Raw genomic sequence first — 12,577 nt, 5'->3', positions numbered from 1 at the left:
GGCTGTCGCCCTGAGCCGCCACCCTGCGCCGACGGGTCGATCGGGGGACGACCGACGCCGAGGTCATCGGGTTCCGCAGTTCTGCCACCGGCACGCGCATCAACTCCTTCTGCGTTCGCGAACGCTACTGTTGGTAACCGATGCAGATCTCGAAGTATTCCGAGCCCGAGTTCGATCCGTACGGCGACCGCCGAGAGACCGAGCCCGACCCGGGCTGGCTCGCGCCCGTCGCGAGCGGCCCCCTCGACTCGGTGCTCGCGTTGCCCGGTTCGAAGTCGCTGACGAACCGCGAACTCGTGCTCGCCGCCCTCGCCGACGGCCCGTCGACGCTGCACGCACCGCTCTGGTCCCGCGACAGCGAACTCATGGTCGACGCGCTCCGCGCCCTGGGCACGACCTTCGAGCGGATGCCGGGGGCGGGCGGCTTCGGCGACGACGTCCGCGTGATCCCGGCCGACGAGCTGCTCGGTTCCACGACCGTCGAGTGCGGACTCGCCGGCACCGTCATGCGGTTCGTGCCGCCGGTCGCCGCGCTCGCGCTCGGGCCGACGACCTTCGACGGCGACGAGGGGGCACGGCGTCGGCCGATGGGCGGCTCCATCGAAGGGCTGCGCGCACTCGGCGTCGACCTCGACGACGACCGCCGCGGCGCCCTCCCGTTCACCGTGCACGGCACGGGCCGCGTCGAGGGCGGCGTGGTCGAACTCGACGCCTCGGCGTCGAGCCAGTTCGTGTCGGGCCTGCTGCTCTCGGCGGCCCGCTTCGAGCGCGGCCTCGACCTGCGGCACACGGGCGAACGCCTGCCGAGCCTGCCCCACATCGAGATGACCATCGAGACGCTCCGCGCGCGCGGCATCGAGGTCTCCTCTCCCGAACCCGGCCGATGGGTCGTCGAGCCCGGCCCGATCCGTGCGATCGACGTCGCCATCGAGCCCGATCTCTCGAACGCCGCCCCGTTCCTCGTCGCCGCAGTCGTCGCCGGCGGCAGCGTCACGATCGCCGGCTGGCCCGAGCAGACGACGCAGGTCGGCGCGCAGCTGGAGCACCTGCTCCCCCGCTTCGGCGCCCGCGTCGAGCGCACGGGCGACCGTCTCACCGTGCACGCGCCCGCGCGTTCGGCCGACGGCGGCCGAGGCATCCACGGCGTCGAGCTCGACCTGTCCGAGGCCGGCGAGCTCGTGCCGAACCTCGTCGCGCTCGCGGCCTTCGCCGACGGCCCAAGCACCATCACGGGCATCGGGCACATCCGCCATCACGAGACCGACCGGCTCGCCGCGCTCGCCGCCGAGCTGAACGGGCTCGGCGGCGACGTGCGCGAACTCGACGACGGCCTGCACATCGTGCCCGCGCCGCTGCACGGCGGGCCCTGGCGCGCGTACGCCGACCACCGCATGGCCACGACGGGCGCGATCGTCGGTCTCGCCGTCGACGGCGTGATCGTCGACGACATCGGCTCGACGGGCAAGACCCTGCCGCAGTTCACCGGCCTCTGGGAGCAGATGCTCGCATGAGCTGGTGGGACGACGGCGACGACGACGAACCCGAGTTCGACGAGTCGAGCGTGCGCGTGCGTCCCAATCGGCGCGGCAGTCGGCCGCGCACCAAGACGCGCCCGCAGCACGCCGACGCCGTCGTGGGGCTCGTGCTCGGCGTCGACCGCGGGCGGTACACCGTGCTCGTCGAGGAGAACGAGCCCGAGGAGCGCACGCTCACGGCGGCTCGCGCGAGCGAGTTGCGCCGCAAGTCCGTCGTCACGGGCGACCACGTCGATCTCGTCGGCGACACCACCGGCGAAGACGGCACGCTCGCCCGCATCGTCCGCGTGCGCGAACGCAGCACGCTCCTGCGGCGCAGCGCCGACGACACCGACGACGTCGAGCGGGTCATCGTCGCCAACGCCGACCAGATGCTCATCGTCGTCGCCGCGGCCAACCCCGAACCGCGCATCCGCCTCGTCGACCGCTACCTCGTGGCCGCCTACGACGCGCGCATCCAGCCGATCCTCTGCATCACGAAGACCGACCTCGCCGACCCGACCGAGTTCCTCGAGAACTTCGCGGGCCTCGACCTCCCGATCGTCCGCTCGCGCACCGACGACATGCCGCTCGACGAGATCACCGCCGAACTCGTCGACCATCGCACGGTCTTCGTCGGCCATTCGGGCGTCGGCAAGTCCACTCTGGTCAACGCGCTCGTGCCGAGCGCCCGCCGTGCCACCGGCGTCGTCAACACCGTGACCGGGCGCGGACGGCACACCTCGTCTTCGACCGTGTCGCTGCGCCTCGAATCCTCCGCGGGGCGCGGCTGGGTCATCGACACTCCCGGCGTGCGGTCCTTCGGCCTCGGACACGTCGACCCGTCGAACATCCTCGGCGCGTTCAGCGACCTCGCCGCGGTCGCCGAGAACTGCCCCCGCGGGTGCACGCACCTGCCCGACGCACCCGACTGCGCGATCATCGAGGCCGTCGACGCCGGAGAACTCGGCGACACCGGTCGTGCGCGGCTCGACTCCCTCCAGCGGCTGCTCGAGACGTTCCGCTGAACCGCGCCGGCGCGGTCGCGGAGCATGCCGACCGTCGCGCGCGTCTGCAGTCCGCACGGCCGCAAGAGGGACGCGTCGCGCCGTGCGCCGGCCACCGGCATCCGGCACTCCCCCATCGAACCCGTGTCACGATGGAGGCATGACCGACGCACGACTCGCCCCCGGCGACCTCGCACCAGACTTCACCCTGACCGACCAGCACGGCACCCCCGTCACCCTCTCGCAGCTGCGCGGCGAACGCGTCGTGCTCTACTTCTACCCCGAGGCGATGACCCCCGGCTGCACCACCGAGGCCTGCGACTTCCGCGACAACCTCAACTCGTTCGCCTCGGCCGGCGTACGCGTCGTCGGCGTCTCGAAGGACCCGGTCGAGAAGCTCGCCCGGTTCGCCGAGCGCGACGGGTTGAACTTCACGCTGCTCTCCGACGAGGATGTCGCCGTGCAGCAGCGCTACGGCGTCTGGGGCGAGAAGCAGAACTACGGCAAGACCTACGTCGGATCCATCCGCTCGACGCTCGTGATCGGCGCAGACGGCGTCATCGAGCACGCCTGGTACAACGTCAAGGCCACCGGGCACGTCGCGCGCGTGCGACGAGAGCTGGGACTCGACGGCTAGCACCGCCTCCGGCACCCGACGCGATCGCGCGGGCCGGGACCGGCGCCCCACGGGCGCCCCACGACGTTCACGCGCCGTGCGGCGCCCGTTCCGCGTCGTCGCGCGTGTACGCCATGCGGACCGGGGTCCACAGCAGCAGCCCGATCACCGTGATCGCCGGCACGAGCAGCACCCACCCGATGTCGGCGCGGGCGAACATGCCCTGGAAGGCCCCGACGGCGATCGAGACCTGCAGCACCTGCCACACGATCGCCGACGCACGCGCCCACGGTGCGCGACGCAGCGAACCGATCGCCGCTGCGCCGACCCACGCGGCCGCGAGCACGACGAGCACGAGCAGGGCGATCGCCGTGGCATACGACGACGGTGCGAGCGAGAGCAGGTCGACGACCAGCCAGACGACGACTGCCGCCAGGCCGGCCGCTTCGAGGAAGAGCACGATCGAGACCGTGGCCAGTGCGGCGCGCACGCCGCCCGCATCGGATGCGTTCTGCGGCATGTTCGCGTCGTTCTCGTCGGTATTCACAGCGATATCCCATTCACGGCTATTGATTCGGCCTCGTCGCTATGCGAACATTTATGAGGCCGAATTGATGCTCACAGGGACGTGAGCCGATCGATACCGATCCTACTTCCCGTGATTCGGCCTTTCCCCCAAGCAGCACAGCCGGCTTCGGCTTGCGCAATCGTGCGCGTCTGCAAACGAAACACATCGCAAGGAGCATCTTCATGGATTGGCGCGACAAGGCCGCCTGCCTCACGGCTGACCCGGAGCTTTTCTTCCCGGTCGGCAACACTGGTCCCGCAGTCGACCAGATCGAGAAGGCGAAGGCCGTGTGCGCCCGATGCACCGTCACCGAGATCTGCCTCCAGTACGCCCTCGAGACCGGCCAGGACTCGGGCGTGTGGGGTGGACTCAGCGAAGACGAGCGCCGCGCCCTCAAGCGCCGTGCCGCGCGCGCACGCCGCGCCGGCTGACCCAGCCTGCACCACAGCACCGAGCGACGCCGCGGCCTTCGGGCCGCGGCGTCGTTTCATGCCCACGGCGTTTCCCGCCCTCGGTCTGCTCGGGTCCGCCCTCATTGCACCGACCGGAGCCTCACTCCATCGACCGGGGGCGCGCGCCGGTCGCGCACCGGGCGACCCCCGCGGATGTCCCGTGCACGACGACGCCGCTGCGGCACACCCGTTCGGCCGCCGCGCGGCATCCGCCCGTCAGACCGGCTTGATCCAGCGCAACGGCACCTCGATCGTGACCTCCGTACCCCGGCCGACGACCGTGTGCCAGTCGATGGTGCCGCCCAGCTCGCCCTGGATCAGCGTGCGCACGATCTGCGTGCCGAGCCCTTCGCCGACCTTGCCCTCGGGCAGTCCGGAGCCGGTGTCGCGCACCTGCACCGTCAGCATGGTGTCCGACCGGTCGGCGCTGATCTCGACGTCGCCCTCCTGACCGGCCAGGCCGTGCTCGACCGCGTTCGTCACGAGCTCGGTCAGCGCGAGCGCGAGCGGCGTCGCGTACTCGCTGGGCAGCACCCCGAACGACCCCGTGCGCTTGGGGTGGGCGGTCGTGTTGTGCGCGGACGCGACCTCGGCCACGAGCAGCAGTGCGCGGTCGAACACCGCGTCGAAGTCGACGTTCTGGGTGAGCCCCTCGGAGAGGGTGTCGTGCACGACCGCGATCGCGCCGACTCGGCGCATGGCTTGCGTCAGCGCCTCGCGCGCCTCGTCGGAGTGCGTGCGGCGGGCCTGGATGCGCAGCAGCGAGGCCACGGTCTGCAGGTTGTTCTTGACGCGGTGGTGGATCTCGCGGATCGTCGCGTCCTTGGTGATGAGTTCCTGCTCCTGATGGCGCAGCTCGGTCACGTCGCGGCTCAACACGATGGCGCCGATGCGCTCGCCCCGCCTGCGGATCGGGATCGCGCGAAGCGAGACCGTGACCCCCCGGGACTCGACGTCGGTGCGCCACGGCGCCCGGCCCGTCACGACGAGCGGCAGCGATTCGTCGACCACGAGCTTTCCGGTGAGCAGGCGCGTCGTCACGGCGGCGAGGGATTCACCCTCGAGCTCGTCGTCGAAGCCCATGCGGTTGAACGCCGACAGCGCATTCGGGCTCGCGAAGGTCGTGATGCCGTCGACGTCGAGCCGGATGAGCCCGTCGGAGGCGCGCGGGGCACCGCGCCGCGGTCCGGTGGGGGCGCCGAGGTCGGGGAAGTCGCCGGAGGCGATCATCTCGAACAGCTCGTCGGCGCACTCGTTGAACGTGAGCTCCTGCCGGCTCTGCGGACGCGTCGCGCCGAGGTTCGTGTGCCGGGTGATCACCGCAACGGGCTCGGGCGCCACCTTGGTGCCGGTCGCGGCGAGACGGCGCATCACGGGTACCGCGCGGACGCGGGTCGGCATCTCCTCGTACCAGTCGGGCGCCGACGAGTCGGCGATGCGAGTGCCGGTGAACGCCTCGCCGACGAGCTCGAGCCACTGCGGCTTGATCGGCTGCCCCACGAAGTCGCGGTAGAAGAGGGTCGCAGCGCCCGAGGGACGAGAGTGGGCGACGGCGACGAACTCGCCGTCGTCTGAGGGCACCCACAGCACGATGTCCGCGAACGCCAGATCGGAGAGCAGCTGCAGGTCGCCGACGAGCATGTGCAGCCAGTCGACATCGGCCTGACTGCTGCGGCCCTGGGCGAGGACGAGATCACTGAGGGTCGACACCCCTCAAGCGTACTGGTCGGATGCCGCGGCCACCGTGTTCGCGGTTCGTCGGCCTTCTCGGCTCGACGCGCCGAGGCTCGATCAGGTCGCCGGAATCCCGGCCGAGGCACGGACCGGCGCGAAGCGTCGACGGCGGAGCCCCGCCGGCGCCGCCGGCAGGAACGCGTCCTGCGTGAAGTCCCGCACGGCGGTGTGCAGCGGCGACCTCGGAGCGGCGTCGCGGAGGGTGCGCGCCGTCAGGATCGCGGCATCGACCGCCCGACCGTCGTGCGGCAGCATGACGACGTCGGAGAGTCCGGCGAACCGTCGCATGGTCTGGCGCACCTGGCCGTAGGCGTCGATGCCCAGCGCGCTCGTGCGCACGCGGTTCACGACCACGCGCACGCGGGCGGCGTCGACGAGGTCGAGGAGCTCGACGTGGCCTCGGAGCAGGCGAGACAGCCCGACCGGATCGGCGAGGCCGACGGCGATCACCTCGTCGGCCAGGCCGAGCACCGCGAACGTCGCCGCGTTGCGGCGTGGCGCGAACTGGTCGCTCGTGAGCTCTTCGTCGTGCTCGAGGCTGAATCCGGTGTCGACCACGACGTAGTCGACCCACTCCCTGATCACGCCGAGCGCGGTCGCGACCCGGTCGCGGGCGAGCTCCGGCCACCTGCTGGGCCCGACGAGGCCCGTGAACACCTCGAACGACGCCCGCGGCGACGAGTATCGCTGCGCGATGCGCTCGAGTTCGGCGTGGTCGAGCGCTCCCGCCCCGGCCAGGCGACAGGCCGATGCGAACCCGGGCGCCTCGTCGAGCAGCCCGAGCGAGGGTGCGACGGCGCCGCCGTAGGGGTCGGCGTCGACGAGCGCGACCCGGTGTCCGGCGGCCGCGAGTTCGGCGGCGACGTTCACCGCCACGGTCGTGCGTCCGGGCGCGCCGGCCGGGCCCCACACGGCGATGACGGTCGCAGGGGCCGGCCCGACGGCGTCGGGCGCCGGCCCACCGGACGATCGCGCCGGGACCGGCACCCCGCCGCTGACGATGGGCTCGAGCTCCCGCCACCCGGCGGAGACGTCGAACACCTCGTGCAATCCGAGTCCACGCGCCTGCCCCCGCTCCGCATCGTTCGCCGCGAGTGCGACGATTCGGATGCCGCGGACGTCGCAGGCCTCGATCAGGTCGGGACTCAGCGACGCGCGGCCGGCGCCGACGAGCACGACGTCGGGCGCGATCGCGTCGAGGCCCCGCATGAGCTCGTCGACTTGGAGCGCTCGCGCGACCACGAGGTGACCGTGCTCGACCGCGTCGGGCAGGAGTCGATCCTCGGTCGACGGATCGAGGGCGAAGGCGAGCCGGCTCACCGCTCGGCCGACGGTCGCGCGGGGATCAGGTCGATGACGTCTTCGGCCGCGAGCGCCTGGAGCAGCGCCGCGACGCGATCGCGGGGCACGAGCAGTTCGACGGTGATGCTGCCGTCGTCGACCATGCCACCGCCGCCGGCGACCTCGGCGACCTCGGCTTCGGGCACGAGCACGGCGGGCGGCTCGTACTCGCCGCGCTCGATCCGACGTGCCGACCAGACGTCGACGACGCTGCCCCGGTCGACGCCCCCGGGCAGCGCCGTGCGGCTCGTGACCACCACGGTGGCCAGGCCCGCGCGGTCGAGGTCGTCGACCGAGGCGAGCGGAACCAGTTCGCCCTCGCGCACGGTGCTCGTGACGATCAGCCCGTCTTCGGGCAGCGCGTCGGGCTCGAGGTAGCGCGCCTCGCTCGAGCCGAACCGCACGCGCTCGACCACGAGGTCGCCCGCGCGGACGCGATCGCCGGGGGTGAGCGTCTCGGCTGCCGTGTACACCTCGGTCGCTTCGTCGAGGCCGCTGACGAGGGCGAAGACGCCGGCCGTCGAGCCCACGATGAGCACGACGCCGATGATGAGGCGCGGGTCGATGCGGACGGATCCGCGCTCCGGGCGACGAGGCATGATGTTCCCTTCGGCGGCGTCCACCGCCGCACTCGGACCATCGTTCCGGATGCCTGCCGAATCGCCGTGAAGTTATCCACACCGGGTCGCCGGTGACCTCGCCCGGTCGATAATCGAGAAATGAGCACATCCGATGCGAGCGAACTGGGGCGCTTCCTGTCGATCGCCGACGCCGCGCAGCTGCTCGAGGTCGATGCGGCCACCATCACGGAGCTCATCCGGTCCGGCGAGCTCCCGGCCATCCGCGTCGGCGACGCCGGGCCCTGGCGCATCGAGCGCACGCAGCTCGAGATCTGGATCGACTTCCGGCTCGAGCAGACCCGCCGCGCCGCCCTGTGGCAGCAGGGCGAGTTCGCCGACGTGGCCGACTTCTCGAACGTGACCACGCTCGGTCCGCGTCGCCTGCACAGCTGACGCGGTCCCTCCGCTGCCGCACGGGGCGACCTAGCGGGCGCGTCGTACGCGCCTCGCACGCGCCTCGCCTGCGACGATTCAGGCCGGCGGTCCGAACGACACGAGCAGGATCCGGTCGAACGGCACGATGCGGTATCCCTGCACCTCGCGCTCGCGACGCGGAGTGCCGGCGGGGTGCACCGCGAGATCGAGATGGTCGCGCGCGACCCGGTCGATCGTTCCGTGCACTCTGCCGCCCTCGGTGAGCACGTGGACCGCAGCCCGACGACGACTCAGATCGCGCAGGGGAATGGCCATGCCCATGCGGTCGGTCAGACCCGACGCAGCCGTGCCGTTCGGCTCGAGGCTCCGTTCGAGCAGGGTCGGGCCGGCGAGGATCGCCGCGATCGCGTCGAGCGGCACGATGCAGTGTCGCCCGGTGCGGTCGCCGTCGAGATGATCGCCGGTCACCCAGTCGCGGCCGAACGCCGAGGGCCTCAGGGCGAGCGTCTGCCCCGTTCGCACCTCGATGCGGACGAAGCCCGCGACGCCGTCGTCGATCGCACGGGCGATGCCGGCGAGGCGGTCGCGGAGGCTCAACCTGCCGAGACGCAGCCGCTCCTCCTCGAGGGCGAGGGCGCGCTCTTCGTCGCGCTGCTCCTGATCGAGTCGCGCCTCCAGGTCGTCGAACAGGAGGTCCCACCGCATGCAGGCACGTTACCGTTCATGACCACGCCCGGAGCCCGGTTCTCCACAGGTCGAAAGACGCTCTTGACACGTATTCCGCGGCGCTCATACATTCGTCGCAGGGCAGCCCGACGCGACCCCCGTTCGGGGGCGATGCCCCCACCGCCCTCGATGCCCTCACCGCCCTCCCGATGGAGCACAGATGCCCGCACGCCCCGCCCTGCTCGCCGACGCTCGCACTTCCGGTTCGTACATCGACGAAGACGAGTTCTTCGGCCCGCAGGCCTCGCGGCGCGACGAACTGCCCGACCCCGGTGCCGTGCTGCAGAGCCTGACGCACTGCGTCGTCGAGGTCATGGCCGGAGCGCGCGATCTCGAGCAGCTGGCCAGGTGGGTCACCGATGACGTCTACCGCAGCCTGTCGATGCGCGTGGTGCTCGCGAATCGGTCGCGACGGGCGAAGGGCGTGGCCCCCCAGCGCCCGGTCTTCCGCATCGGTCGCGTGATCTGCACCGAACCCGCCGACGGCGTCGTCGAAGCGGTGGTGATGGTGCATCAGCCGCACCGGGCGCGTGCGGTGGCCATCCGCCTCGAGGGGCTCGACCAGCGCTGGCGCGCGAGCGCGATCACGGTGCTCTGACCGTCGACGACGAGCGCCCGAAGCGCTGAACGTCGAAGACGAGAACCGCAAGCGACAACGAGAGCGGGCCGGCCATCCGATCGGATGGCCGGCCCGCTCTCAGCATGCTCAGTTGCCCTTGCGCTCCTGGGCACGACGCTCTGACCGGTTCTGCGGGGCCGCTGTTCCGTCGCCGCGCTGCCCGAAGGCACCGCGTGCCTGCTCGGCGGGCGCCTCGGGCTGCGTCTGGGACTGGGCGACGGCACGGCGGGCGCGCTGGGTGGCCGCCTGCTGCACCTGGCCGCGCTGGTTGCGCACCTCGACGCCACCGGAGTCGCTCGGCGCGGTGTAGCTCAGCTTGTCGGCGGGGGCATCGGAGCGAGTGAGCCCCTTCGCCTCGATCGTGCCGACGCCCTGCGGCGCGACCTCGACCTCGAGGTTGAAGAGGAACCCGACGGTCTCCTCGCGGATCGAGCCCATCATCTGCTGGAACATCGCGTAGCCCTCGCGCTGGTACTCGACCAGCGGGTCGCGCTGCGCCATGGCGCGCAGGCCGATGCCGTCCTTCAGGTAGTCCATCTCGTAGAGGTGGTCGCGCCAACGGCGATCGATCACCGAGAGCACGACGCGGCGTTCGAGTTCGCGCATCGCCGGGCTGCCGAGCTGCTGCTCGCGCCGCTCGTACGCGAGCTTCGCATCGGACATGATCTCGGTGCGGATGAACTGCCGGTTGACGCGGCCCTTCTCGCCGGCCTCTGCGACGACCTCGTCGATCGTGATGCCGATCGGGTAGAGCGTCTTGAGCTCGGTCCAGAGCGCATCGAAGTCCCACTCGTCGGGGTTGCCCTCGGCGGTGTGGGAGTCGAGCACCTCGTCGATGACGTCTTCGAGGAACCGCTGCGTGCGCTCGTGCAGGTCGTCGCCCTCGAGCACGTGCCGACGGTCGCCGTAGATCGCCTCGCGCTGGCGGTTCAGGACGTCGTCGTACTTGAGCACGTTCTTGCGGATCTCGGCGTTGCGCGCCTCGACCTGCGACTGCGCCGAACGGATGGCCCGCGAGACGACCTTCGATTCGATGGCCACGTCGTCGGGCACGCCGCGCGCCATGAGGCTCTCGGCCGCGCCGGCGTTGAAGAGCCGCATGAGGTCGTCGGTGAGCGAGAGGTAGAACCGGCTCTCGCCGGGGTCGCCCTGGCGGCCCGAACGGCCGCGCAGCTGGTTGTCGATGCGGCGCGACTCGTGGCGCTCGGTTCCGAGCACGTAGAGCCCGCCGGCCTCGAGCACCCGCTCCGCCTCGGTCGAGACCTCGGCCTTGACGGCGTCGAACACGTCGTCCCAGGCCGCTTCGTACTCTTCGGGGGTCTCGACCGGGCTGAGGCCCTTCTCGTGCATCTGCTGCACGGCGAGGAACTCGGCGTTGCCGCCGAGCATGACGTCGGTGCCGCGGCCTGCCATGTTCGTGGCGACCGTGACGGAGCCGTAGCGGCCGGCCTGCGCGACGATCGCCGCCTCGCGAGCGTGGTTCTTCGCGTTCAGGACCTCGTGGCGGACGCCCTTCTTCGCGAGCAGCCTCGAGAGGTACTCGCTCTTCTCGACGCTCGTGGTTCCGACCAGCACCGGCTGGCCCTTCTGGTGCCGCTCGACGATGTCCTCGACGACCTGCGCGAACTTGATCTCCTCGTTCTTGTAGACGAGGTCGGACTGGTCGATGCGCAGCATCGGCTTGTTCGTCGGAATGGGCACGACGCCGAGCTTGTAGGTCGACATGAACTCGGCGGCCTCGGTCTCGGCGGTACCGGTCATGCCCGAGAGCTTGTCGTACAGGCGGAAGTAGTTCTGCAGCGTGACGGTCGCGAGGGTCTGGTTCTCGGCCTTGACCTGCACGCCCTCCTTCGCCTCGATCGCCTGGTGGATGCCCTCGTTGTAGCGGCGACCGACGAGGATTCGGCCGGTGTGCTCGTCGACGATGAGCACCTCGCCGTTCATCACGACGTAGTCCTTGTCGCGCTTGAACAGCGCCTTCGCCTTGATCGAGTTGTTGAGGAACGAGATGAGCGGAGTGTTGGCCGACTCGTAGAGGTTGTCGATGCCGAGGTAGTCCTCGACCTTCTCGATGCCCTCTTCGAGCACGCCGACGGTGCGCTTCTTCTCGTCGACCTCGTAGTCCTCGCCGGGCACGAGGCGCTTGGCGAGGTTCGCGAACTCGGCGAACCACCGGTTGGCCTCGCCCGAAGCGGGGCCGGAGATGATGAGCGGCGTGCGCGCCTCGTCGATGAGGATCGAGTCGACCTCGTCGACGATCGCGAAGAAGTGGCCGCGCTGCACCATGTCGGAGGCCTGCCACGCCATGTTGTCGCGCAGGTAGTCGAAGCCGAACTCGTTGTTCGTGCCGTAGGTGATGTCGGCGGCGTACTGCTCGCGTCGCACCTGCGGGGTCTGGCCGGCCACGATGCATCCGGTCGTCATGCCGAGCGCGCGGAACACGCGCCCCATGAGCTCGGACTGGTAGCTCGCGAGGAAGTCGTTCACGGTGATGACGTGCACACCGCGGCTCGCGAGCGCGTTGAGGTATGCGGCCGTCGTCGCCACGAGGGTCTTGCCCTCACCGGTCTTCATCTCGGCGATGTTGCCGAGATGCAGGGCCGCACCGCCCATGAGCTGCACGTCGAAGTGGCGCAGACCGAGGGTTCGGCGGCTCGCCTCTCGCACCGCGGCGAACGCCTCGGGCAGCAGGTCGTCGAGCGACTCGCCGTTGGCGTAGCGCTCGCGGAACTCGACGGTCTCGTGCTTCAGTTCCTCGTCGCTGAGGTCTTTGAAGTCGTCTTCGAGCGCGTTGATGGCCGCCGCGTAGTTCTGCAGTCGCTTGAGGGTTCGGCCCTCTCCGACGCGGAGGACCTTCTCCAGAATCGAAGCCACGAATGTTCTCCTGTCATTGCGGCGCACCATGTTCTCGGTGGAGCGTCCCTCGGGTGGAACGGCCGAAGGCGCGCCGGTTTCGCCGTATCGACGGCATCATAGCCATGCTAGCGGGCACCGGGCTGGGCGAC

12 protein-coding genes are annotated in these 12,577 nt (G+C 70.7%); 6 read left to right on the top strand and 6 right to left on the bottom strand.

The features are described 5' to 3' along the window. Positions 1-140: 140 nt before the first annotated feature. The 3 genes from aroA (at position 141) to bcp (ending at position 3,158) form a co-directional block, all read left to right on the top strand. Positions 141-1,511: a 3-phosphoshikimate 1-carboxyvinyltransferase gene (gene aroA, locus BM342_RS16560; RefSeq protein ID WP_092968094.1), complete on the top strand. Its 1,371-nt coding sequence runs from the start codon at positions 141-143 to the stop codon at positions 1,509-1,511. Next, positions 1,508-2,542, top strand: coding sequence for a ribosome small subunit-dependent GTPase A (gene rsgA / locus BM342_RS16555; protein WP_092968092.1), 1,035 nt, complete (start codon positions 1,508-1,510; stop codon positions 2,540-2,542). Before aroA ends, rsgA begins: the two co-directional genes overlap by 4 nt. A gap of 139 nt (positions 2,543-2,681) precedes the next feature. After that, a complete protein-coding gene (gene bcp / locus BM342_RS16550; protein ID WP_092968091.1) occupies positions 2,682-3,158 on the top strand; it encodes a thioredoxin-dependent thiol peroxidase in 477 nt (158 codons plus the stop codon). 67 nt (positions 3,159-3,225) lie between these two features. Here bcp and BM342_RS16545 read toward each other — a convergent pair whose 3' ends face one another. Further along, entirely contained in the window at positions 3,226-3,684 is a 459-nt protein-coding gene (locus BM342_RS16545; RefSeq protein WP_255368877.1) for a hypothetical protein, read from the bottom strand. 203 nt (positions 3,685-3,887) lie between these two features. On the opposite strand from BM342_RS16545, the gene BM342_RS16540 reads away from it, so the two are divergent. Next, the gene (locus BM342_RS16540) at positions 3,888-4,136 is read left to right on the top strand and encodes a WhiB family transcriptional regulator (RefSeq protein WP_055859573.1); all 249 of its coding nucleotides are present in this window, start codon (positions 3,888-3,890) and stop codon (positions 4,134-4,136) included. 237 nt (positions 4,137-4,373) lie between these two features. On the opposite strand, the gene BM342_RS16535 is transcribed toward BM342_RS16540, so the two are convergent. The 3 genes from BM342_RS16535 to BM342_RS16525 all read right to left on the bottom strand — a co-directional run bounded on the left by BM342_RS16535 (position 4,374) and on the right by BM342_RS16525 (position 7,831). Continuing rightward, positions 4,374-5,867 (bottom strand): sensor histidine kinase, encoded by a 1,494-nt coding sequence (locus BM342_RS16535; protein ID WP_092968089.1) that lies wholly within the window; start codon positions 5,865-5,867, stop codon positions 4,374-4,376. A gap of 81 nt (positions 5,868-5,948) precedes the next feature. Then, positions 5,949-7,211, bottom strand: a complete 1,263-nt coding sequence (locus BM342_RS16530; RefSeq protein ID WP_092968087.1) for an AAA family ATPase — start codon at positions 7,209-7,211, stop codon at positions 5,949-5,951. Then, a complete protein-coding gene (locus BM342_RS16525) occupies positions 7,208-7,831 on the bottom strand; it encodes a flagella basal body P-ring formation protein FlgA (RefSeq protein ID WP_143109917.1) in 624 nt (207 codons plus the stop codon). The genes BM342_RS16530 and BM342_RS16525 overlap by 4 nt, the downstream gene beginning before the upstream one ends. Before the next feature lie 120 nt (positions 7,832-7,951). Between BM342_RS16525 and BM342_RS16520 the strand changes: the two genes are divergently transcribed. Continuing rightward, the gene (locus BM342_RS16520; RefSeq protein WP_092968083.1) at positions 7,952-8,245 is read left to right on the top strand and encodes a helix-turn-helix domain-containing protein; all 294 of its coding nucleotides are present in this window, start codon (positions 7,952-7,954) and stop codon (positions 8,243-8,245) included. A gap of 78 nt (positions 8,246-8,323) precedes the next feature. On the opposite strand, the gene BM342_RS16515 is transcribed toward BM342_RS16520, so the two are convergent. After that, entirely contained in the window at positions 8,324-8,932 is a 609-nt protein-coding gene (locus BM342_RS16515; protein WP_092968081.1) for a hypothetical protein, read from the bottom strand. Positions 8,933-9,113: 181 nt separating this feature from the next. Between BM342_RS16515 and BM342_RS16510 the strand changes: the two genes are divergently transcribed. Then, positions 9,114-9,551, top strand: coding sequence for an Rv3235 family protein (locus tag BM342_RS16510; RefSeq protein WP_092968079.1), 438 nt, complete (start codon positions 9,114-9,116; stop codon positions 9,549-9,551). Between the two features lie 108 nt (positions 9,552-9,659). Here BM342_RS16510 and secA read toward each other — a convergent pair whose 3' ends face one another. Then, a complete protein-coding gene (gene secA, locus BM342_RS16505; protein ID WP_092968077.1) occupies positions 9,660-12,446 on the bottom strand; it encodes a preprotein translocase subunit SecA in 2,787 nt (928 codons plus the stop codon). Between the last annotated feature and the right edge of the window lie 131 nt (positions 12,447-12,577).

The sequence above is a fragment of the Agromyces sp. CF514 genome (genome assembly GCF_900113185.1).
Taxonomy (GTDB): domain Bacteria; phylum Actinomycetota; class Actinomycetes; order Actinomycetales; family Microbacteriaceae; genus Agromyces.
The sequence above is the reverse complement of the archived record's forward strand: the minus strand, read 5'-3'. Positions and strand labels throughout refer to the sequence as shown.